Origin of the sequence: Caldivirga sp. MU80, assembly GCF_001663375.1 — an archaeon.
Classification (GTDB): Archaea; Thermoproteota; Thermoprotei; order Thermoproteales; family Thermocladiaceae; genus Caldivirga.
The window spans coordinates 75,618-98,304 of record NZ_LCTF01000002.1; the positions used below are offsets into that span (position 1 = coordinate 75,618).

Here is a 22,687-nt window from a genome sequence, read left to right on the forward strand (position 1 = left end):
ACCTGGTGAATATGGTGGAGTTGATTTATGAGGGGAAGGCTAAGAGAGTGTATAGGCTTAATGATGATGAATTAATCATAGAGTTTAAGGATGAGGTAACTGCACTTGATGGGTTAAGGAGGGAGGCGGCTGCTGGTAAGGGTAGGTTGGCGGCTGCCCAGACAGCCTTTTTCATGAACTACCTAGAGAGGAACGGCGTAAGAACACACTTCATTAATTGGGATGGTGATAGGAGGATAACCGTTAGGGCCTTGAGGATGGTGCCGATAGAGGTTATTGTTAGGAATTACGCCTACGGTTCATTCCTGAGGAGGATGCCAATGGTTAAGCCATTGACTAGGTTTTCAAAGCCGCTGGTGGAATTTCACCTAAAGAGTGATGAGCTTCACGACCCATTATTAACTACTGATGATTTAATTGAGGCGGGGTTATTGGGGAGGGAGGATCTCCAGGAAGTCATTAACACATCACTTAAGGTAAATGACCTATTAATGGGGCTACTGGGCATGCATGGCCTTACCCTCCTTGATTTTAAGCTGGAGTTTGGCTTTAGTAGGGATGGTAGGTTGCTGTTGGCTGACGAGTTGAGTGGCGATACGATGAGGATCCTTAAGGAGGGTAGGCACCTGGATAAGGAATTGTTTAGGAAGGGCGCTTCAGCAGTGGATTTGGTTAAGGCATATGCTGAGTTAAATACACTGCTTGGAATTAGTTGAAGGCTAAATCTTAACCCTTAAGCCGTTCCATAGGTTAAGGCTTAAAACACCCTGATAATCCTCAGTAACCATACCGAGGACCCAGGGGTTAAGGTTCCAACGCCTAACGGCCTTAACCACATCATCAACGTTATTTGGGTCAGTAATTAACACCAGCCCAACACCCATGTTAAACACCCGGTACATTTCACCCCAATCCACACCACCAACACTTTGAATCTCCTGGAAAATGCAAGGTGGCTCGGGCATTTCGAGACTAAGCCCCTGGCCCGGCCCCAGAACCCTCCTCAGCTTCGTGAATGCACCACCGGTTACGTGTACAGCCCTCTTAATTAGCCGTGAATCGTATAGGTCAAGGATTAGCCCACTGTAATCGGCAGTCGGCTTAAGTAAGAGGTTTGAGAGCTCCTCACCGCACACTTGGTCATTAAGCCTGTACTTACCTAGTAGTACCCTGCGTGCCAGTGAGTAACCGTTCATGTGGAGGCCATTTGATGAAACCCCAATAACCACATCACTGGTTTTAACGTTTCCCGTAGGTCCAACCCTAATGCCAAGCACGGCGCATGCCACGTCAATCCCATTCACCAGGTCCGGCATTATGGCGGTTTCACCGCCAAGGAGCATGGCATTGACCTTACTTGAGGCATCAATAATCCCATCGATCACACCCCTGACAGCGTCCACATCGTTGTCCCTTAGGGCTACGTAGTCGACCACGGCAAGTGGTTTTGCGTTATCGCAGGCAACATCATTAGTGTTACCTATGACGCAGTCCCAGCCAAGGACCTTAAACCTGTGGGTGGCCAAGGCTATCATGGACTTCGTACCCACGCCATCAACGTGGAGCGTGAGTTGCATGTTATTGAGACTTAGGAACCTGGTGAAGGCCCCCTCGCTAACCTCAATGTTCAATTCCCTCGCTAACCGCCTTATTGAGTCGATGGCGTAGTTGTGCATTTCGTGATGTGCATTGAGATCAACCCCAGCCCTCCTGTAGGTCCAACCCACGTTAATCACCGTAGGAAGCATTCTAGGCATAACTCCTCCATTATCCCAGCCTCCCTGGCTGCATTAACCAGGTCGTCAATTGAGACCCAGGTTATTGAGTCAACCTCAAGGACCTTAATCAACTCCTCATCAATGTGAAAAACCCTTGTTAACAGCATCTCCGTTGGCGGCATGGTGACACCGTAGGGGCATGACTTGGTTATCCTGGGGCTGGCTATGCCCACGTGAACCTCCTTAACCCCAGCCCTATGTCTCAACACCTGCGACACCTCCTTAATGGTTAAGCCACTTAACAGTGAGTCATCAATAAGTAGAACTCTCTTGCCCCTTAGCTCCTTAACGACAGGAGTTATCTTTAGGTGCACCGTAGCCTGCCTCATTGTGGCCTCATCTATGAGCGCAGACCTGCGCCTCTCTATGTTCATTAAAGCCAGTTCCACGGGTTTACCTAACGCCTCACCGACCTTCAATGCGTAGAGGATACCCGTATCTGGTACACCAATGACTATGTCCACATCCCTTGCGGTTTTACCCCTTAACCTAGTGGCTAGTCTCCGGGCTAGGGCTTTCCTAAATGCATAAACGGAGTATCCATTAACCTCAGAGTCAGCCCTGCTTAGGTAGATTAATTCAAGGGGGCATAACCTAGGGTTCTCCACATGGTTAACAACCCTTGTTTCCCTAACCACGTACCTGGAGATGTCTATTACCGAGCCGGGTCTTATGAAGGTCCTGACTGCACCACCCACTGCATTTATGGCCGCCGTCTCATTGGAGATGTAGGCTAGGTCGAAGCCATAGGCACCTAAAGCCAGGGTCCTACGCCCATCAACAGATCTATAACCCACCAGGCGACCGTTGCTTGTTAAGGCCAGTAATGTCAAGCTCTTTTCAATTGCTCTACCGTTAAGGACTATATCACATACCTCACCTTCACTGATCCCCTGCCCCTCGTAGCAGTAAGCCACATCCACATCACCGCACTTAACGACCCTAAATAGTGAGTCATCAGTAGTGGAGCAAGCTATGCCGGCCCATCCATTAACATCAATATCGCCTACCTCGTCGAGTTTCTTCGCCGCTAGCCCACTATTGGTTAAGACGGAAACCCAGTGGGTTTCACCCCTATGTCTCAGCGCCAGTAACCCATACTTAAGCACCTTACCCACATCCCAGCCATCATGGAATGATAAAACCCCCAGGAACCCAGCCGTACCCATAGTGCATCACCTGGTGAAATCCCCCTCAACCTCATCGATGTTGATGTTGAATGGGTAATTGCCCGTGAAACATGCGGTGCAGACCTCATCAACGCCTATGGACCATAACAATTCATCCACGGTGAGGTAGATAAGTGAATCCGAACCAAGGGCCTTCCTAACATCCTCAATGGCCTTACCATGGGCTATTAACTCACGCCGTGTGGGGAAGTCCATACCCATGAAGCACGGGTACCTTATTGGTGGTGAAGAAATCCTCACATGAATGGCCCGTGCACCATAACCCCTTAACTTAGGTATCAGTAGCCTTAGGGTATCACCCCTTATTATTGAATCGTCAACGACGACGAGAGACTTCCCCCTAATCCCCTCCTTAATGACCCCGTAAAGCTCCTGGTTTCTCTCCATGGGCGGCTTGATGAAGTTCCTACCAAGGAACCTATTCTTCACTATTAAATCCTCCATGGGCTTACCCAATGCCCTTGCGTAGCTCTGGGCTGCTACCCTAGCTGATTCGGGTATTGAGGTCACTGTATCAATATCCTTAATTGGCTCCTTCCTAGCCAGCGATAACCCAAGTCTCTGTCTGACGCTGTACACGCTTATTCCGTTAAAGTAAGAGTCGGGTCTCATGAAGTAGATGTACTCAAGGGCGCAATAGGCCCTTTTAACACCCCTGGTTCCATCCCCATAAACCTCAGCATTACCCCTGGGGTTAATCACCACGGCTCTTCCAGGCTCCAATTCACGCCATCTCATGCCTAACACCTCAAGGGCGCTAGTCTCTGAGGCCGCGGCAATGCCATCGTCGTTGAAGCCAATGCTCAATGGCCTTATCCCCCAGGGATCCCTAATTAGCAGTAGCTGCTCCTTCCATGCAGCGATTATTGCATAACCCCCCTTAACTGTCGTGAACAGTCTCCTAACCGCCCCATCAATGTCGTGCCTCATTAACAGGTGCCTTAGGTACATTGCCAAGACCCAAGCATCGTAATGATCATTGGTAACCTCCAGACCCCAGCCCCTCATTATCTTGACCAGTTCCTTGTAGTTGGCTATGGTACCATTAAAGACCATTGCCATGTCGCCTAGTACTATAGGCTGGAGCTCCATACCATAAGGTCCGCTTGTCGAGTACCTGGCATGGCCTAGGCATAACGTAGATGCCAGGTTGCCCGTATTACCAAGTTTCATTAAAACACCGTTAACATTACAGGCATACGACACACCCTCCTGGCCCCTATGCATGTGCCAGGGTGCCATCTTAGCCACGTAACCTGGGGCTTTGGAACCCGAGAAGGCCCATATACCGCACATTAAAATACACCCCATAGTGATGAGTAATACCCCATTACTTCGCTCACCCTCAACGAGGCTAGTTCATCACCCATCCACAGAAACCTGGCTGAATCACCCCCGGAGACGCCTATTACAGCGTGGGGTACACCCACCTCCCTAAGGATACTCATTACCTCGCTGGCGTGGTGGGTTTCGATCACATACCTTGCATTGGTTTCTGAGAAGGCCACCGCCACAGGGTCCATGGTGCCGTTGGTAGGGGTCTTCGATAAGTCGACGTTAAAACCTACGCCACCGGTGGCTGACATCTTTAACAGTGTTGTTGCCAATCCCCCCAGTCCAATGTCCATGCAGGAGTTCACGAGTCCCCGCTCAATTAACCTAAGTACAACCTCAGCGTTACGCAGTTCCTCCTCCGGTTTGGGCCTTGGTGGTAAACCCCTAACCATCCCATGAACCCTATGCAGGTACTCGGAACCGCCAAGCTCATTATCTGTTAATCCAATCACTATAAGTGATCCATTACCCTTAAGCCCACCGCTGATGCTCCTATCTATGTCATCCAATACGCCAAGCATGGCCACGGCGACCACGGGCTTTATCACAGTGTTTGCCGTTGAGTCCTCATTGTAGAAGCTCACCTTACCGCCAACTATGGGTACCCCCAACGACTTAGCTATCCATGAAAGGCCCTTAACCGACATGACGAAGTACCAGTACCTATCAGGTAATTCAGGATTCCCCACGTTTATCGAGTCCACGGCTGCTATGGGCCTGCCGCCGACGGCAACCACATTCCTATACGCCTTAGCCAGCGAATTAGCCGCCCCAATATATGGGTCTAGGAATGAATACCTGGGGTTTGCATCAGCCTTTATGGCAAGGCCCAACTTCCCGTTGTCACCATCCTCCTCAAGGACCCTTAAAACGGCTGCCCCAGCTTGCCCTGGCTTAATTACGGTCCTAACCCCAACCTCATGGTCATACAGCGTGTAAATGGGTTCCTTAGAGGCTACATTGGGGCTAGACAGCACCTTAATCAAGGCATCCCTAAACGGTATTGGCGTTAACTGAGGTAGCTCCCAAAGGCCCCTGAGCCAGGCTGGTTCTGAGAGTTCATGGTTAGCCTCCGGGGCGCCTGTGATTAACTTAACCGGCAGGTCAGCTACCAGCTCACCCCTGTAATACACCTCGAACCTTCCACCTTCGGTTAACTCACCTATTACGTCGTAATCTACACCATAGCTGCCTAGCAGCGACTCCACTTCACGTAATCGCCCTGGGTCCACCACCACTACCATCCTCTCCTGGGACTCGGAGACGAGTATCTCCCCTGGGCTTAACTCATCCCTAAGCCTAATCCTGTCTAGGTAAACCCTAATGCCTAGGTTAAATTGTGAAGCCAACTCACTCAACGCCGTTGCTAAGCCTCCACCGCCCACGTCCTTAATGGCCTTGATAAGTCTCCTTTGGGCTAGTTCTGTGATTACGTCTATTAGTAGCTTCTCAAGTAGTGGATTACCAACCTGCACGGCTGACATTTCATCACTCCCACCTAACGCCTTTGAGGCGAAGGAGCTTCCAAGCATACCATCCTTACCCGTATCATTACCAATTACCATAACCACATCGCCTGGGTCTGCCTTACCCCACACAACTTGCCCCTCAACTCCAACGCCAAGGCATGTGATGAGTACTATTGGGTTCCTGGCGAATGACTCATCGAACCACACCTCACCCCCAACGACGGGAACCCCAATCCTATTTCCATAGTCGGATATACCCTTGACCACACCCCTGGCTATCCAAAGTGAGTAGCTATCGCCTGGGTCACCGAAATGTAGGTTATTAAGTAGTGCAATGGGCCTTAAACCCGTGGTTAAGATATCCCTAACAATACCACCAACACCCGTGGCCGCCCCATCATATGGGTCTATGGCTGATGGGTGATTATGGCTCTCTATCTTAAACGAGATGAAGACTTTACCAACCTTAATTAGGGGTGCGTCTAGGCCAGGCCCCCTAACAACATGAATGGACTCTGAGGGTAGCTCCCTCAGCCACCTTCTGCTACTCTTGTATGAGCAGTGTTCACTCCACTCGGCCTCGAATATGAGCAGTTCCACTTCATTCGGCTCCCTGCCTAGGGATTCCCTAATCGCCTTGATTTCATGGCTCTTAAGCGTCGTGTTAACCGTATGTTTAATTGATTGATTTAATTGACTACTTTCCACAAAGGGATTATGAGCGCAACTTTTTAAAGCTTTTCTTTAAATGGGAAAATAATGAGTCAGGTAAAACCATTAGTCGGGGTAATAATGGGCAGTAAAAGCGACTGGGACGTGATGAAGGAGACCGTGGATGAGTTGAGGAGGCTTAACATACCCTACGAGGTTAGGGTTGTCTCAGCACATAGAACACCAGAGCTCATGTTTGAGTACGCTAGGACGGCTGCAGATAGGGGCCTTGAGGTCATAATAGCGGGTGCTGGTGGTGCTGCTCACCTACCTGGAATGACATCATCACTAACCCCATTACCCGTAGTGGGTATTCCCATAATGTCTAGGCAGTTGAACGGTATCGATTCCCTCCTATCCATTGTCCAAATGCCGTATGGAATCCCCGTGGCCACGGTAGCCATAAATGGGGCTAGGAATGCTGCATTATTAGCCGCCAGGATACTGGGTATTAAGTACCCTGAGTTTAGGCAAAGGGTTATCGAATTCATGAATACCATGAGAGATGAGGTGTTAAGGACGGTGTTGGGGGATGCCTAACAGGGTGCTGGGTATCCTAGGTGGTGGACAGTTAGGCCTCATGATGATCATCGAGGGTAGGGCACTAGGTATCAGGTTTTATGTCTATGATGAACATGGGAATGCGCCAGCACTTCAAGTTGCTGATAGAGCGTTTGTGGGTGATGATTGGCGGGAATTGGTGCTAAGTAGTGATGTAGTCACGTTTGAGTTCGAGCACGTGAACCCAAAGGCCCTTGCTAATGCGCATGAACTCGGCAAACTAAGGCCAAGCATAACCTCGGTCATGGTTAAACAAGATAAGATAAAGGAGAGAGAGTTCCTAAGGGAAATTGGGTTACCGACACCCAAGTTCAAGATTGTTGAATCAAGGGATGAACTGAAGTCAATCGTGAAGCGGTTAGGTAAGTGCGTGGTTAAGGCCCCCTACGGCGCCTATGATGGAAAGGGGCAGTACTACATTAACAACCCCAGTGAGTTAAGTGAGGTCCCCAATAAATACCCACTGCTGGTGGATGAGTTTGTGAGGTTTAGTAGGGAAATATCCGTGATACTAGTTAGGTCAGCCAGCGGTGAAACCAAGTTTTACCCTGTTATTGAGAACTACAACCATGAGGGAATTTTAATATACAGCATAGTACCTGCTCAAATACCCGATGAAGTGGGGGCTAGGGCATTAAGCCTGGCTAAGCAGTTGGCTGAGGCATTAAACTACGTGGGGGTACTGGCGGTTGAGTTCTTCGTAACTAGCGATGGTGATGTGTTGATAAATGAATTTGCACCCAGAGTTCACAATACGGGCCACTGGACACTGCTTGGGTCCATCACGAGCCAGTTTGAAAACCACGTGAGGGCCATACTAGATTATCCGCTTGGTGATACGGAGTTACTGAGACCCTCGGCCATTGTTAACATACTCGGTAAACCGTGGGATGAGGACATGGTGAATAAGATACTGTCAATACCGGGCACTAAGATTTGGTGGTACAATAAGGCTGAGGTGAGGCCCAGGAGAAAGATGGGGCACGTTAACATAATAGCCAACTCAATAGGCGAGGTAAGGAAGAGGGTCTTTGAGGTAATGAACATAATATACGGTGAAGAGACCGAGAAAATACTAAAATCACCATGGCCCAAGCCAGACATGTAAAATAGCCATGCCTCACTGCGAAATACTTAATTATAGGGCATCTAATCAGCCTCGGTTATGGAATACACCATCCACCTAGGGGATTTTGAGCCCTTCATTAATGCCATCAAACAGGGCTTCATCTTTACCCTAACAATAGGCACAACTGACGTAAGCCTAATCCCTGGCATCACAATAGCCGGAGCAAAACCCGAACTAACGCATTTTACGCCCGCCGCAGACGCCGAGTACCTACTGCTCGGTAAGTGTAGAGTGATCAATACCGTACCAATGACCCCTGACGGTAAGCCCACGCCGGCGCTCATTACGAGAGCCGCGCTTAGGCTCATCAATGCGGGCGTGCTCGTTGTTAATGCCGGCTCACGCGTCAAGCCGTTGATACCGCATGTGGATTTACAGGGTGAACCGGGTCTCGACATAATTAAAAGCGATGCCCTTAGGAGGAATGTTGTTGAGAGAATGGTTGATAATGGATTGGTGCTTGGTGAGAACCTAGGTAGGTCATTTAGGGTCCTAATCATTGGTGAGTCCATCCCCGCTGGCACAACAACTGCTATGGCGTTCCTAGTAGCTATGGGTTATGATGCTTGGCACAAAATGTCGAGCGCCTCACCGACTAATCCTAGGGAGTTGAAAATAAGCGTTGTAAAGAGGGCGCTGGAGAGGGCGGGTGTTTCAAAGGCCCTTGACGACCCAATTCTCGCGGTCTCGAAGGTTGGCGATCCCGTGATACCTGCCATGGCCTCAATAGCCATTGGGGCAGCTAGGGCTGAGTCCCACGTAATACTGGCTGGGGGTACGCAGATGGGCGCCGTACTAGCCTTCATAAAGGCCTTCGATAAATCCGCGCTGTCGAGGCTCGCCATAGCCACAACCAGGTGGTTAATTAATGATAAATCGGCGGATTTGGTAGGGCTCGTTAAGGAGATTCACCCAATACCCGTGGTATCCTCAAACCTAAATTTTGACGATATGCCCTATGAGGGCTTAAGGGCGTTTGAGGAGGGCTTCGTTAAGGAAGGGGTCGGCGCAGGCGGCTCGTTGGTGGCTGCATCAATAATGGGCTTTGACCTGGGCAGGGTCAAGATGGCGATATTGAGGGACTACGAGGAATTACTGAAAACGCTTAGGGTGCAGGGCATGTGAAACCTAATAAATTCGCCGCATGGCGGTAAAGCGTGGTTATTGACCTAGCCGAAGTAGCGAAGACACGTGGATGCAATGAGTATTGCCTGAATATAGCTAGTAGGCTTAGGGCACTCATTCTACGTAAGTACCAGGATAAATTCAGGCTCGTAATGCTCTTCGGTTCCCTAGTTCGCGGTAGGTTTACGCAATTGAGCGATATCGATATTGCGTTGAAGTGGGGAATCCCGAGAACCTAGTTGATGTATTACCACCATTCATAATCGATGCGGCGCTGGAGTTGGGTGTTGTTGAGGATAAAGAAACTCCCTAAAGGGAGTAGAAGGTGTTTTTCATAAATTCCCCGTAGCTTTGTGGTAAATAAAAAGCAACCCTTAATAATGCATTTCATGCATTAAAGCGTGGATTTTGACCTGGTTAGCATCGCTAAATCACGTGGATACTATGAGGACTGCCTAGGCGTAGCTGGTAGTCTTGCCCTTATTCTTGGGGGTATCACGGCTCAGTGCCCGTGGGGGGCTAGGTCTGGACTCACTGCCATCCCAGGTGCCTTACCTTCGGCAGTGGGCTAGTAACGAGGGCGAGGAGACTGTTTATAGATGGTTCCCTATAACTATCAGATGTGTTGAGGATAGCCGTTAGGCTTTATGAATTTTCACTAAGTAGGGGTATTGATTTTAAAAGTTGAAATGCACGGTTGCTTCACAATTGCCCTGCGGCTAACCTATAAACTGGGTCACTTATGGCGTATTCGCCACCTTTCTCCTCGATTACACCAAGTCTGATTAATGTGCCTAGTAGTTGCGACACAGTGGCTGGGTTTATGCTTCTCCCCTCGTGATCCTCAAGCCTGTGCCTAATAACCCTCCACGGCGCTGGTCCCTGGGCTAGGGTCCTCAGGATGATGATGTACCTACTGCTCCTCAACGCAGATATGAGGCTTCTCAACTCCTCAAGGGCTAGTGATGAGGCTGCCCTCAGTATTTCATCGAAGTCCCTCATGTTGTTCACGGAGTATGAGTAGCCGAAGTAGGTTAACCAACCTATTATGCCATCAAAGGCGTCCACAGCCCTCCTCATTAAATCCCTGGGGCAGTTAACCCTAACCTCACTAAACCCCCTCTCAAGGAAGTCCAGAGCTTCATCTGGGCTAAGCCTCCTAGTCCTCACCTCCAGGTAAGCCCTACCAAATAAGGGTGACCTTGGGTTGTTTAAGCCCAGGAAGTCATACATTAAGCCGAATTGTGAACCAGAGACCAGGAGCTTTACGTTAGGCAGGTTATCGTATATGTAAGCGAATAACCTATCAAACCTAAGCCAATTCACCCTCCTCAACTCCTGAGCCTCATCAAAGGCCACTATGACTGGCTCACCGATTTCATTAAGCCTAACGAATAAGTCACTGATGCTTAGTTTCCCCTTACCCCTGAACCTAACCCTAATGCCGGGTGGGTTTAGGGAAACCTCAATACCATTAAGCCCCTTAAGGGCATCACGCACCTTACCGAGCATGGAAGTCCTCTTAAGTATAAAGTCGTTTAGGGATTTCGCAATTAAGTTCACTAAGTCACCGTAATTGGCATAGATGCTTAACCTAACGTCAATGTAAAGGTAATTGATGCCTGACTCATTAAGGGCAACCCTCATTAACGAGGTCTTCCCGGTCCTCCTTAGGCCAGTTACAGCAATTAACCTACCACTACCCCTTAAGGCATTGGTTAGGTTCGCTAGTTCATAGTTGAAGTTGAATAAATCCTCCCTCCTTGACTTAGGCTCTAAGCTAAATAACATTTAGGGTACCCAAAATAATTAGGGTACCCTAAATGCTAATAAACCTTTGCGCCTCCTAGGCGGTTAAACAGTATGGCTAGGGGTTGCGTGCCTGGTGAGTTAATTGGTAGGGTTATTAACCTGTTTAGGAATGCGCATGCGATATACGTGTACGGTGGTTCCCTTGACTGTAGTGGTGGTGACGTGGACGTGGCAGTGTTCACCAATAACCCACCAGTTGAGCTACCGAACCTAAGTGGTGTTGACCTGCAGGTCTTTAAGAAGCCACGAAACACGTTGTTCTTCGCCTACGTTGTTGAGACTGGGTTACTGGTCCACGGTAAGCCGCTTCACATTGATGTTAATGAGGCCGTGAGGAATGAGGTAGGTAAGATTGGGGAGAGGGTCTTAACCTTCAGGAACAGTGATGATGAGGTCATGGTTTGTAAGTCGCTTAAGGAGTTAATGTTCCTACTGGCGGCGTTAAGGTGCGGCTTAGATGGTTCAAGCAACTGGTACAGGATGAGCCACTGCCTCATGAGCATGGGCATTGAGACACCGCTTGAGTTTAAGAACTGCCTAAGCCCACCAAGCCTAGGCACATTGAGGACCATTGGTGAGCCTGTGCTTAACAGGGTTATCAATGAGTTAACGCAACTCACGAATAGACTGAGACTTGAGGTGTAGGGCCTTAGGTCTGTTTCCTATAGGAAACAGCTTCCTCATAAATCTGTTTCCTATACTTACCGTGGGGTTTGAGGGTTTGCTTAGGGAGGTCATTGAGGAGTGGTTTGCCTTCAACATACCCACGGTCCTGCCCAGGGACACTAGCCCTAGTTGGCCCTAGGAGGGCTGGTAAGACGTACTTCATGTACTGGATAGCGCGGGACCTGGTAAACAGGGGTTGGCCACATAGGAGTATAGTGTATCTGGACTTTGAGGATGTTAGGTTAATGGGCATTAGGCCCTCGGACTTTGACTCATTCATTAAGGTTATTAATGAGGAGGCTAAGGCTTGGAACGGCAGAGTGGTACTACTACTTGACGAGGTTCAGAACATACATGAGTGGGGTCGTTGGGTTAGGACACTTCTCAACAGGGGTAGGTACCTAGTTGTTGTTTCAGGCTCCTCGTCTAGGCTTAGGGCTAGTGAAGTCTCCACGGAGCTTAGGGGTAGGTACATTGAGAGGTTGGTTCTACCCTTCTCCTTTAGGGAGTTCCTTAGGGTTAGGGTTTTCAAACCGATTACCTAAGGGTGCCTGAAAGGCATGGAGAATTACTAAGCCACTTAAGGGACTACGTACTCAATGGCGCATTACCAGAGGTGGTGCTTAAGCCTGAACTAGCCGGTGAATTGGTTAAGGCTTATAGGCAGACCATAGTTTACAGGGATGTAATCGACAGATACCGTATAAGGGATGCATCATTCTTCGAGACGTTCCTTGAGCTAGTTGAGGATAGCTTCGGCAAATACGTATGACCCCCTCCCCGCCTCTTTGAGGTGGGGTTTCACGCTGGGGGTCTCGAGCGTTACCCCCTCTTTGGGGGTTGCTAATGTTTATAAACCTATCCCACGTAGTGGGGCAACCCCGCCCTGAAGGGCGAAGCTTGGCATGCCTGTCAATAACGAGGCTAAGTAACTACTTCAAGAGTCTCGGCGTTAGGAAGAGTAAGAGGACCCTAGCCAATTACCTAAGGTGCCTCGAGGAATCATACTATGCAATACTCATTAGGCGATTTGGGTTTTCCAGGAAGGCCAGCATCCAACAGCCTAGGAAGGTTTTCCCAATAGATACGGCCTACTTCAGGAGGAAGTCAATGGGGAGTATGATGGAGTGTGCTGTTGCGGTTGAATTGATGAGGAGGGGGTTAGCCTACTCATACTTTAAGAACGGCGATTACGAGGATGACTTCGTTGTTGAGACTGAGCCTAGGGAGTTGATTCAAGTAACCTATGCCTCAGCCATGGATGAGGTGGATAGGAGGGAGTTGAGGGCCTTACTGAAGGCTAGGCAGGCGCTGGGTGGTGGTAAACTTAGGATCATAAGCTGGGACCTTGAGAGTGAAGTGGAGGTTGAGGGCCTCAGGGTCGCCATAACCCCACTGTGGATGTGGTTGATGAATCCCAGTACATAGTTTAATTAGACTCATGCATATGTTTAAAACAATATCCTTCAATTGTATAGATGTGAGTAATACTAATTTTGATGTCAAGTACCAGGGGATACCTGAAGTTAATCTGATGGTGTTTCTTTAAATTTGAAGAGGTTTAGCGGTGGGCATGGTCTTAGCCATATCCTTAGATCTCTTATACACATTAATACTAGTAGGATTGAATGAAGTAAAAATAATGTTAGGCGGCTCCTATACTTAGGTGGTTAAACTTTACCTTTAGATGTATTATCAGAATAAAGACTTAAGGACTTAACACCAATGCATTACATATAATTGGTTTCACATAGCATATCAATCCCTCATTAATCGTGGGTAATGTTGTTGGTAATTGCCTATCCCTCGTTGAAGTGTTCATCCAGTACCCAAATCCTTATAATCTACTACTCCGTGGGTGGTTCAATAGCTAAAGTCATTGTGGACTACACGGGACTGGCCATGCAGTCCCTATCAATAATAGCGGCATTAATAGAGGCATATAGGTTATTAACAAAGTTAAAAATATTTACCTCTATACCTGCATGCTGCCCATAATTTCCCTATACCTTCTATTAAACCACCTATCGACGTAACGCCTGATTAGTGGGTAAAGTGGCCTAATGAGTGAACCGGCCACGCGGTAGGTGAAGCCTGGCACAACATCACCGTTAAAGTTTGGGTCATCTATCTTCTCAGCAATCCTCCTAGCCACGTAGGTTGGATCCATCACCGGCCCCATGGGACCCTCCCTAGCCCTTAAAGCCGTTGGGCTGACTATGGTGTTGTTGTGGAAGTTCGTCCTCATGTAGCCTGGGTAAACGCCAATTACCCTAATGCCAAGCGGCTTAAGCTCAATCCTTAATGCATCAGTTATGTTAGCCAAGGCGGCCTTGGTTGAAGTGTAGATTCCAAACCAAGGTACTGGTATGTGGGCTGCAAGGCTAGTTACATTAACCACGCAACCCCTCTCACCGGCTAAATCACCCAGGAAACCCTTAATGAGAAGTATTGGGGCAATGTAGTTTAAGTTCACTACCCTTACAATATCCGTCTCATTAAGCTCACTCAACGGCCCATAAATACCCATGCCTGCGTTATTGACAAGCACATTGACCTTAACCCCAAGGTTCTTCACCTTACCCACTAGTTCACTTATCTTGCCCAGGTCAGATAGGTCTTGGTCAATGGCCCAGGCATCCACATTATACTTACCCTTCAGTTCACCGGCCAGTTCCTCTAGGGTCTCTCTCCTCCTACCCACGAGAACTAGGTCATAGCCCTTAACTGCTAATTCCCTAGCCAATCCCTTACCAAGGCCTGAGGATGCGCCAGTAACCAAGGCAACTCTACCCATCGCAGGTTCGGCTAAGTAGAGGGGAAAGGAAATTTAAACATTAAGCATGGTTACTTAACATAGGTTAATGAGATACCTACAAGCAATTTCATCATTAATAAAAGATGCTCACATGCGCTAAGATTAGCGTTACTCATCCCTCTCTTAATCACCAAGTTTCCGTGAAAATTCAAATTTCAAGTTGCCAAGGAATGGGTAATCGAATTTAAATGCAGCCAACAACTCCGGGATCATGATTTCCTTCAAGAGTTAAATGTTAAATTAGAACTTGAATTAATGCTTAAATAAGAAGGATGCTAAGTCCCTGCTATGTACGTGGGCAATGTAAGTAATGTTCCCCAGCAGGACGTGTCAAGTATACTTAAGGGGACTAGGGGCTTTTACGTGCAGTGGCTGGTGACTAAGGATAATGGTTCATTTAAATACGCCGTTAGGAGGTTTGTGGTTAAGCCCAACGGCTACATGCCCCTTCACAACCACAAGTACACCGAGGCCGTGGTTATACTCAAGGGTAAGCTTAGGGTTAAGGGGGATGGCGTCACCTATGAGCTTGGACCTGGGGACTTCTTCTTCACAGGCCCCTATGAACCACACTCCATTGAGAACATTGGTAATGAGGATGCGGAGTTCATATGCGTGATATCGTATGAGGATGACATGACCCTGAAGCCCCTTCTAGGGGCGGGGTAAGGTTTTTAAGTCTGGTTGTTTGTTTTTGTTGCGGATGTTGTGTAGGGCTGTTGCTGTTGAGCTTGAGGTCACTAGAGAACTCAATAAGCTACTCTACTCCGTTGAAACCATGTACCTTAACATTGTTCGTGAGGTTGTTGAGTACGCTGTTGTGAACAATGTTACGAGTGCAACACAACTTCAGAGGTTGTTCTACAGCAAGTATAGGAGTGAGTACCAGGGCTTGCATGCACATTTAATAATTCAAGCAATTAGACAAGCCGCAGAGATCGCCAAGTCATTCATGGAGAGGAGGAGGAAGGGCTTGGTGGACAAGCCCTACCCAGAGGTTAAGGCTGTGTCGATTAGGTTTACAGAGCAGGCATGGAGTTATGAACAGTTCGTTAAATCAATAGCCCCAGTCAGGCTTAATCTATCGTTACTTGGCGAGAGAAGGGAGGTTTGGCTCAGACCACATAAACGTTTCTGGCTTTACTGGTGGAAAGTGTTGAATGGGGAAGCAGAATTAGCATCAACGCTGATTATTAGGCGTAGGTTGAATAAGTGGTACGCAGTATTCATCTTCGAGTTGAAGCCCAGGGAGGAAGAGCCAAAATCAATTGTTTCATTCGACATCAACGAGAACACCGTGGCTGTTGGTAAAATCGACTTAGCATCTACAGTTGGTATGGTGGTTAATTGGAACAGGCAATACGTAACGCCACAATTGTATGAAATAAGGACAGACTTCGGTAAACTAGCCAAGAGGTATGAAAAGACTAGGAATATGATTATCGATAGGCTCAAGCCACTGTATGCATTACCAAACGGTAAGTACGTGAACATAATGAACACCAGGGAGTTTAGGAAGCGTGTTAAGAGGTTGAGGGAGAGGGGTAGGAAGGTTGGTAGGGTTAGGCAAATCGCTAATGAATTAACAAAAACACCGGCAATCATTGTAACAGAGGAGCTTGGCGAAAATCCGCAGGAATCGATGATTAATGAAATTGAGAAGGATGAGTTAAGGCATAGGATTAAGCAGACGCCGTTCAAGAGCATTGAGAAGGCGGTTGAGGATAAGGCCTTGGAGAGGGGTTCAAGGATATTCCACGTATCATCCTACAGGAACAGTAGGGTTTGCCCGATACACTTCACAAGGCTTGGGGAGACCAACGACTGGCACACCCTAAAATGCCCATTTGGGCACCTCGTGGATAGGGATCATGCCTCAGTCATGAACATGGCTTGGAAGCTAACACCAGAAGCGTGGACAAAAGGCGTATGGTGGGACTTGAAGAGTCTGAGCAAGAACATGAACTGGAGAAAGCACGAAGGAAAATCAAACCCACTTGTTCCGTACGAAATCGTGAAGTACATACACGCCACACTCAAGGAATTCAAGGCCAGCTTTGAACAAAGCCCCGCAGTGCTGGCCCGGGGCAGCCCCATGAACCCAGCCGGAGAAGCCAATGAAGACTGGGCAAGGAAACCTCCCCGTTTTAAGGCAACACCCACCCCTCAGGACGGGGAGGAGGTCAGTATGCCTAGTTCCCTGGCATACTCGTAAGCCCTCCTCATCTCCTCCTCAGTAACCCTCCTATTCAATTCCCTGTACCTACTTAGCCTTGGGACTAGGTAGTCTGGGTGATACTGATCCATCACATTTACTATGGCCCTTGGGCAATTGTGCGCTATCCACCTTAGTACTGGCCTGGTGCAGCACTCAACATGCCCAGGCAGGACCAGGTGCCTTATTATAATGTCCTCGTCCCTATCACAAATCATCTTTAGATTCCTCGACACAACCTCAACGTACCTAGGTGCTACTGAGTACCTTAATGCGCATTGGTCATTGCCATACTTGAAGTCCGGTAGCCAAATGTCCATTAGGTGAATGATGAGTCTCATGCCTTCGGGGGTTAGGTATAGGTTACTGTTCCAAAGTTGAGGTACATTGATGCCCTTCTCAGCCAGTATCCTCAGGGATGGTATTATTACGTGTAGGTTTGGGGTTGGTTCACCCCCAACCCAGTTGATGTTTCTGGCCTCGGAGGCCCTAAGCTCAATTTGCATTGAGGCCAAGTCGGCTTCATCAACCTCAATCCCGTTCTCTGGCCTCTGTGAAATATCCCAATTCTGGCAGTAGACGCACCTCAGGTTACACCCTGTGAAGAATATTGTTCCGCTGGGCACTAGTGATGCTTCTTCACCTATGTGTATGAAGTATGATGCAACTCTAGACCTCCGATCAAGCATACAGGCTCCCTTACCTTTAGTTCTATCTATGCCACACCTCCTCTCGCATAAGTTGCAGTTCCTAATGATCCTACTGACAAGCTCGATCTTAACATCTAAGAATGACGACTTGGGTAAACTGGACTTAATAATGCTTGACCTTGGCTTAACCCTCTGCTCACCCCAGGCCTTATCAAACTCCTCACCCACCTTATCGTGGAGTCTCCACAACTCCTCGGTACTCATCGACCTGTAGTCCTCATTAACCTCGAGCCTGGCTGCTATGTGGAATTTAGCGGGGGCTTGGTCATTCATGACTACGTAGTACCAGCTTAGCCTATTCCTAATCAAAGGATTGTCAAAGGCCACTACGGCATCCGGCCTATATAGGCGCCATATGCTTATATTCAGCCTATTCATGATACCTCTAGGCCATATAAACTGGGAGGCCCTTAATTACCCTTGCTGCTAATCCTCACCTCATTGCTTCATTAACAAGCCATGCCTTCGGTGAATTAGGCATGGTTATTGTTATAAAGCCCCGTCAACTATTAACCTATGCCTAGGGATTTGTCGGAGGTTTTCGTGGATTACGCCATAAACATTAAGTTCGATGACTTACCCATTAACGTAGTCAATGAGGTTAAGAGGAGGGTGCTTGATAGCCTCGGCGTAGCCCTTGCCTCGTACACTGCTGAGCCAGTTAAGTACGCTAGGTCAGCTGCATTGGGCTTCAAGGGCTCCGTACCCATAATAGGCTCCAGTCAATCAACTACAGTAGACTGGGCCGCCTTCATAGATACACTCATGGTTAGGTACCTCGACTTCAACGATACCTACCTATCCAGGGAGCCCCTACACCCCTCCGACATGGTGGGTACCGCCTTAGCCGTGGGTTCATACTCTGGGTCAGGTGGTAGGGACTTGGTGACGGCTTTAGCCATTGGCTATGAGGTTGGGGTTAGGTTGTGCGACTCAGCTTCACTTAGGGCTCACGGGTGGGATCACGTTAACTACACGGGCATTGGGCACCTCCTGGTTACTGGTAAGTTAATGAGGGTTGGTAGGGAACAGTTCATAAATGCCATGGCCATACACACAACCTCCCACCTATCAACTAGGCAGAGTAGGGTTGGTGAATTATCCCACTGGAAGGCGGCAACCACGGCTAATCAAGCCAGGAACGCGGTCTTCTCAGTAATAGCTGCGGCGCATGGTTTAACAGGGCCTGATAAGCCCATGGAGGGGGAGATGGGGTTCATTAGGCAGCTCCTCGGTGGGGAGTTTGACTACGGCCCCATTAAGGATCTTGAGAACCTGGCTAAGCCCTCGGCAATACTGAGGACCTACATTAAGCCCTACCCTGTCGAGTACCATGCTCAATCCGCCGTGGAGGCGGCGTTGAGGATTAGGGGCGAGTTAGGGTTAACAGACCCTAATGAAGTGGAGCTGATCAACATTAGGACGTTTAAGGCCGCCTACGACATTATTGTTAAGGATCCTGAGAAATGGGATCCAAGGACCAAGGAGACCGCTGACCACAGCCTAATGTGGGCGGTCGCAACGGCCCTAGTTAACGGTGACCTATGGTTAAACCACTATGAGCCAGGTAGGATTAGGGATCCAAGGGTCCTAGGCCTAATAAAGAGGACTAGGGTTGAGGTTGACCCAGAGTTGGATAAGCTCTACCCCCAGGCGACACCAACGGTGGTTACGGTTAAGCTTAGAGGTGGTAGGGAAGCTGAGGCTAGGGTTGATTACCCAAAGGGCCATCCCATGAACCCCATGAGTGATGGTGAGGTTGAGGATAAATTCAGGAGGTTAACCACTGGTCTTCTCACCAAGAGGCAGCAGGATGAAGTGGCTAAGATGGTTTGGAGCCTTGAGGAGCTTAAGGATGCGAACACGCTCATTAAGGCACTCCTCATATGAGGATGCATTTTTAGCCGCAGTGGTTGAGTCTTTAAACTATATTCCTAAAAGCTCAAGCTATGGTGAGTAAGGATACCTACATTGCGGTGCTGGCCGGCATGGGAGGATTCTCAGACGGCTTCGCACTACTGCTAGGTGGCTCGGCGCTACTATCCCTAAGCCATTACTTCAGGCTAACGGCGGGTGCCGAAGGTTTGATAATATCGGCCCCCTTCCTGGGCTCGATAATAGGTGCAGTGGCCTTCGGTAGGTTAGCTGACTTACTGGGTAGGAGGGTAATATTCCTAAACGTACTTCTCTTCTTCCTCCTAGGCTCAATGATCAGTGCCCTAGCCCCCTCAATACTAGTGCTAATAGCAGGTAGGCTAATGGTGGGGATGGGTATAGGCGGTGACATACCGTCAGGACTAGCCTTAGTGGCTGAGCTATCAGATAGTAGAAAGAGGGGTGGTTTATTGGCCATCCAAAGTATACTGTGGGGGCTTGGGGGAGCATCCGCGGCCCTAGTGGCCCTACCTCTACTCTCCCTCAGTAACATAGCGTGGAGGCCATTATTTGGCTTGGGCGCCATACCACCCCTGGTTACCCTTGTGTTGAGGAGGGAGATCAGCGAGAGTTGGGTTTGGAAGGTTAAGAGGAGTGAGGTAGAGGTTAGGATTAGGAACAGAGGTAGGTACGCATTAATGTTAGCCTTCACGTCAGCGTCCCTCTTCGCCTGGACCTTCATACTGGCTATATTCGCTAATTATACGCCGTCAATAATGGTATCAACCATGGGGTTGAGTAAAGCCTACGCCCTTTTAATTGGTGGCGCCCAGTGGCTTGGCTTCGTGGCCGGTGGATTAATGGTTTTAAGGTACTGTGATAGATTGGTAGGAGGATATTGCTAATGCCAGCGACGGTGGGTGAGGCCGCCCTGCTCTATGCCTCAATCTTCCTATTAAGGAATCCATTATGGATCTCGCTAACACTGGTGGTATTATGGATCCTAGGTGGCGTGGGTTACGTGGTGAATAGCGTATACTCAGCTGAGCTATTTCCAACACTACTCAGGGGTACGTCAAGTGGAGTTGCATTCTCAATGGGTAGGTTAGGCGGCTACGTAAGCACGTTAATACTGCCGATGCTTCTTCTTTCAATAAGGTTGGCTGGGGTCTTTGCGCTACTGGCGGTTTTAATGACCCCACTGGCCTTAACATGCCCATTAATTGCGCCGCGCAGTGAGGGTAAGGGTATTGATGAGCTGGAGCGTGAGTACTATTGACTACCCTTAACGTACCTAAGCATGCTTCCCTGCTCCCTAAGCTTACTTACTATTGCCTTAACCCTATTTAACAGCAATGCCAGGTCCTTCTCATCATACTTCCTACACTCCTTCTCGTAAACCTCATCGTCAGGGTGCCTTTCGTTGCTTAGGGCCTCCTCAATAGTTCCCTTAGCCACGACCTCATAAACCCTAGCCTCAACCTTACCCTCAGTCTGCCTAACCACACGCCCAACCCTCTGTATCATTTGCCTAGGTGAGCCGGTTCCAGAAACCACTATGGCCACGTCCGCATCAGGGACGTCGATTCCCTCATCCAGTACTGTGGTGGTTACGAGGACCTTAATGTTGCCTAGTCTAAACCTCTCAAATATCTCATCCCTATTGCTGGTCTTGGACGTTATCAAAGCCACCTTAGCCCCAAGCTCCCTCTTAAGCTCCTCGTAAATCTCCTCAGCCTGCTCAATGTACTGGGTGAAGACTATGACCTTACTGCCCAGTGACTGCTCAAGCTTAGCCAGTTGAACAGCCACGGGTACCTTAGCCTTAGCCTGGGCTGCCGTGTTCCTGAGCATTATTGCGTTATCCTCCCCAATCGACCTATACTCCTTAAGCTCCTCCTCGCTAAGCTTCACGTAAACCCTGAAGTGCCTAATGGGTACCACAAGGCCTGCATGGACCATATCCAGGTAGGTGACCTTATGCACAATGCCACCGCTGGTTAGGTAAATCAACTCCTCGTTGCCATCCTTCCTGGTTGGTGTGGCTGATAGGGCTAGCCTGTAGGGTGCAGTTAACTTAAAGGCCACGTTCTTAAAGGTCTCTGCCGGTACGTGGTGGCACTCGTCGAATACGGCTAGGTCGAACCTATCCCTAATCTCGTCTATTTTCTTAACTGCCGAGTTGTATATGGCCACGGTAACATCCCTAACATCATCAAAGCCCCCACCTAGCCTACCAGCCTCAACCCCAAGCATCCTTCTAATCCTCTCATACCACTGGTTCATCAACTCCTCGGTGACCACTAGGACTATTGCGGGGGCCTTGACGGTGGCCATGGCCTTCAGGGCTATGTAAGTCTTCCCACCACCGGTGGGTATTACCACAGTCCCCCTGTAGCCATTCTTGACCCAGGCATCTAATGCATGCTTCTGGAAGTCGAGGAGGGTGACGTCATCCTTAGGGACCTTAATCTGCCTAGGCCTCCACTCAACTTCCTTAACCACGTAGCCCAGTTTCCTGAGCAGTGAGGCGATGGTCTGTTTCTCGAAGACTGGGAACCTAATTACCCACTTATCTCCCTCTCTGTAGACATCACCTCTACCTATGACTGGTATCTCGTACCTATTTATGTTGCCCTTCCTATCAACCGTGTTGTAGGGTACTCTAATTTCCCTAAGGCTACTCATAAGCCCCTTAGCGAGGAAGTTCAGGGTTACCTTACCATTCCCCAGTATGGCCAGTCTCCACTCAATGCGCCTCCCATAGGTCTCCTTCAGTGAATAGTCGCTTAGCAGTATCCTCCTAGCCTCCTCAGCGGCGGCTTCATCCTTAACCCCAAGTTTCTCAAGGGCGTTAGCTATGAGCTTACCCACGTACTCTTCGAAGGAATCAGCCTCAACGTAACCACCCTCCATTATTAACCTAACCACGCATGGTAGGTTAACCCTGTTCCCCATTGAGCATTGCCTAAACTCCTCGGGGACCTTTGGGACCTTGACCGAGGCCTTGAGTAGTGGTTGAATGAGGGTTTCATACTCCCTTGCGCTTAACCTGAGCAGTTCCCTTAACCTCTCAAGGTCACTTACCTTGCTTAGCCTGCCAACCCAGGTGGTGCTACCGCTATCCCACCTGAACCCCATCCTCTTCAACTCGTCCTTAACCTTAACCACCGTGCCCCAGCTCCACTGCCTCTTAATCAAAACGCCGTTGACGTCTACCTTAAACTCCACCACTGGGTAACCATTGCCTAAGCCTAAGTTATAAACCTATGGCTAAACTCGCCCAGTATTAG

Annotated in this window: 24 protein-coding genes; 16 read left to right on the forward strand and 8 right to left on the reverse strand. The window is 48.9% G+C overall.

Annotation, left to right across the window (positions count from 1 at the left end):
* Window positions 1-11 precede the first annotated feature (11 nt).
* Entirely contained in the window at window positions 12-716 is a 705-nt protein-coding gene (locus AAX04_RS00975; RefSeq protein ID WP_066792934.1) for a phosphoribosylaminoimidazolesuccinocarboxamide synthase, read from the forward strand.
* A gap of 3 nt (window positions 717-719) precedes the next feature.
* On the opposite strand, the gene AAX04_RS00980 is transcribed toward AAX04_RS00975, so the two are convergent.
* From AAX04_RS00980 to purL, 4 genes are read right to left on the reverse strand one after another with little or no spacing between them, the layout of a single operon-like run.
* The gene (locus AAX04_RS00980; protein ID WP_084761125.1) at window positions 720-1,727 is read right to left on the reverse strand and encodes a phosphoribosylformylglycinamidine cyclo-ligase; all 1,008 of its coding nucleotides are present in this window, start codon (window positions 1,725-1,727) and stop codon (window positions 720-722) included.
* 5 nt (window positions 1,728-1,732) lie between these two features.
* Window positions 1,733-2,947 carry a phosphoribosyltransferase family protein gene (locus AAX04_RS00985; protein ID WP_066792868.1) on the reverse strand — a complete coding sequence of 405 codons (1,215 nt, stop codon included), beginning with the start codon at window positions 2,945-2,947 and terminating at the stop codon, window positions 1,733-1,735.
* A 6-nt stretch (window positions 2,948-2,953) separates the two neighbouring features.
* Entirely contained in the window at window positions 2,954-4,264 is a 1,311-nt protein-coding gene (locus AAX04_RS00990; protein ID WP_066792870.1) for an amidophosphoribosyltransferase, read from the reverse strand.
* Entirely contained in the window at window positions 4,264-6,480 is a 2,217-nt protein-coding gene (gene purL / locus AAX04_RS00995) for a phosphoribosylformylglycinamidine synthase subunit PurL (protein WP_238377748.1), read from the reverse strand. Before purL ends, AAX04_RS00990 begins: the two co-directional genes overlap by 1 nt.
* A 51-nt stretch (window positions 6,481-6,531) precedes the next feature.
* On the opposite strand from purL, the gene purE reads away from it, so the two are divergent.
* The 5 genes from purE to AAX04_RS11765 all read left to right on the forward strand — a co-directional run bounded on the left by purE (window position 6,532) and on the right by AAX04_RS11765 (window position 9,870).
* Window positions 6,532-7,023 (forward strand): 5-(carboxyamino)imidazole ribonucleotide mutase, encoded by a 492-nt coding sequence (gene purE / locus AAX04_RS01000; protein WP_066792872.1) that lies wholly within the window; start codon window positions 6,532-6,534, stop codon window positions 7,021-7,023.
* Entirely contained in the window at window positions 7,016-8,152 is a 1,137-nt protein-coding gene (locus tag AAX04_RS01005; RefSeq protein WP_066792874.1) for a 5-(carboxyamino)imidazole ribonucleotide synthase, read from the forward strand. The genes purE and AAX04_RS01005 overlap by 8 nt, the downstream gene beginning before the upstream one ends.
* A gap of 57 nt (window positions 8,153-8,209) precedes the next feature.
* Window positions 8,210-9,298 (forward strand): nicotinate mononucleotide-dependent phosphoribosyltransferase CobT, encoded by a 1,089-nt coding sequence (gene cobT, locus AAX04_RS01010; RefSeq protein WP_066792876.1) that lies wholly within the window; start codon window positions 8,210-8,212, stop codon window positions 9,296-9,298.
* Between the two features lie 32 nt (window positions 9,299-9,330).
* Window positions 9,331-9,537, forward strand: coding sequence for a nucleotidyltransferase domain-containing protein (locus AAX04_RS12565; RefSeq protein WP_066792879.1), 207 nt, complete (start codon window positions 9,331-9,333; stop codon window positions 9,535-9,537).
* A 162-nt stretch (window positions 9,538-9,699) separates the two neighbouring features.
* Window positions 9,700-9,870, forward strand: coding sequence for a hypothetical protein (locus AAX04_RS11765; RefSeq protein WP_156519626.1), 171 nt, complete (start codon window positions 9,700-9,702; stop codon window positions 9,868-9,870).
* A 130-nt stretch (window positions 9,871-10,000) separates the two neighbouring features.
* On the opposite strand, the gene AAX04_RS01020 is transcribed toward AAX04_RS11765, so the two are convergent.
* Window positions 10,001-11,089 (reverse strand): ATP-binding protein, encoded by a 1,089-nt coding sequence (locus AAX04_RS01020; protein WP_066792881.1) that lies wholly within the window; start codon window positions 11,087-11,089, stop codon window positions 10,001-10,003.
* 72 nt (window positions 11,090-11,161) lie between these two features.
* Between AAX04_RS01020 and AAX04_RS01025 the strand changes: the two genes are divergently transcribed.
* The 5 genes from AAX04_RS01025 (at window position 11,162) to AAX04_RS11770 (ending at window position 13,774) form a co-directional block, all read left to right on the forward strand.
* Window positions 11,162-11,755 (forward strand): hypothetical protein, encoded by a 594-nt coding sequence (locus tag AAX04_RS01025; RefSeq protein ID WP_066792882.1) that lies wholly within the window; start codon window positions 11,162-11,164, stop codon window positions 11,753-11,755.
* A 92-nt stretch (window positions 11,756-11,847) separates the two neighbouring features.
* Complete coding sequence (locus AAX04_RS01030; protein ID WP_156519627.1) at window positions 11,848-12,321, forward strand: AAA family ATPase; 474 nt, start codon at window positions 11,848-11,850, stop codon at window positions 12,319-12,321.
* A 2-nt stretch (window positions 12,322-12,323) separates the two neighbouring features.
* Window positions 12,324-12,548: a hypothetical protein gene (locus tag AAX04_RS01035; RefSeq protein ID WP_066792885.1), complete on the forward strand. Its 225-nt coding sequence runs from the start codon at window positions 12,324-12,326 to the stop codon at window positions 12,546-12,548.
* Window positions 12,549-12,646: 98 nt separating this feature from the next.
* Window positions 12,647-13,204 carry an ATP-binding protein gene (locus tag AAX04_RS01040; RefSeq protein WP_066792887.1) on the forward strand — a complete coding sequence of 186 codons (558 nt, stop codon included), beginning with the start codon at window positions 12,647-12,649 and terminating at the stop codon, window positions 13,202-13,204.
* A gap of 354 nt (window positions 13,205-13,558) precedes the next feature.
* Window positions 13,559-13,774, forward strand: a complete 216-nt coding sequence (locus AAX04_RS11770) for a hypothetical protein (protein ID WP_156519628.1) — start codon at window positions 13,559-13,561, stop codon at window positions 13,772-13,774.
* Here AAX04_RS11770 and AAX04_RS01045 read toward each other — a convergent pair.
* A complete protein-coding gene (locus AAX04_RS01045) occupies window positions 13,752-14,573 on the reverse strand; it encodes an SDR family oxidoreductase (protein ID WP_066792889.1) in 822 nt (273 codons plus the stop codon). The genes AAX04_RS11770 and AAX04_RS01045 overlap by 23 nt on opposite strands.
* Window positions 14,574-14,882: 309 nt before the next feature.
* Here AAX04_RS01045 and AAX04_RS01050 point away from each other — a divergent pair, with 309 nt between their 5' ends.
* Window positions 14,883-15,263: a cupin domain-containing protein gene (locus AAX04_RS01050; RefSeq protein WP_066792891.1), complete on the forward strand. Its 381-nt coding sequence runs from the start codon at window positions 14,883-14,885 to the stop codon at window positions 15,261-15,263.
* A gap of 34 nt (window positions 15,264-15,297) precedes the next feature.
* Window positions 15,298-16,809, forward strand: coding sequence for a zinc ribbon domain-containing protein (locus AAX04_RS01055; RefSeq protein ID WP_066792893.1), 1,512 nt, complete (start codon window positions 15,298-15,300; stop codon window positions 16,807-16,809).
* On the opposite strand, the gene AAX04_RS01060 is transcribed toward AAX04_RS01055, so the two are convergent.
* Window positions 16,761-17,897: a radical SAM protein gene (locus AAX04_RS01060; protein WP_202904399.1), complete on the reverse strand. Its 1,137-nt coding sequence runs from the start codon at window positions 17,895-17,897 to the stop codon at window positions 16,761-16,763. The genes AAX04_RS01055 and AAX04_RS01060 overlap by 49 nt on opposite strands.
* Window positions 17,898-18,035: 138 nt before the next feature.
* Here AAX04_RS01060 and AAX04_RS01065 point away from each other — a divergent pair, with 138 nt between their 5' ends.
* Genes AAX04_RS01065 through AAX04_RS01075 form a run of 3 tightly spaced genes read left to right on the forward strand, consistent with a single transcriptional unit; the run spans window position 18,036 to window position 20,673 of the window.
* The gene (locus AAX04_RS01065; RefSeq protein WP_066792895.1) at window positions 18,036-19,409 is read left to right on the forward strand and encodes an MmgE/PrpD family protein; all 1,374 of its coding nucleotides are present in this window, start codon (window positions 18,036-18,038) and stop codon (window positions 19,407-19,409) included.
* Window positions 19,410-19,468: 59 nt separating this feature from the next.
* Window positions 19,469-20,299: an MFS transporter gene (locus AAX04_RS01070; RefSeq protein ID WP_066792896.1), complete on the forward strand. Its 831-nt coding sequence runs from the start codon at window positions 19,469-19,471 to the stop codon at window positions 20,297-20,299.
* Window positions 20,299-20,673, forward strand: coding sequence for an MFS transporter (locus tag AAX04_RS01075; RefSeq protein WP_066792898.1), 375 nt, complete (start codon window positions 20,299-20,301; stop codon window positions 20,671-20,673). The genes AAX04_RS01070 and AAX04_RS01075 overlap by 1 nt, the downstream gene beginning before the upstream one ends.
* Here AAX04_RS01075 and AAX04_RS01080 read toward each other — a convergent pair.
* Window positions 20,667-22,625: a DEAD/DEAH box helicase gene (locus AAX04_RS01080; RefSeq protein ID WP_084761126.1), complete on the reverse strand. Its 1,959-nt coding sequence runs from the start codon at window positions 22,623-22,625 to the stop codon at window positions 20,667-20,669. The two genes, AAX04_RS01075 and AAX04_RS01080, sit on opposite strands and share 7 nt — an antisense overlap.
* Between the last annotated feature and the right edge of the window lie 62 nt (window positions 22,626-22,687).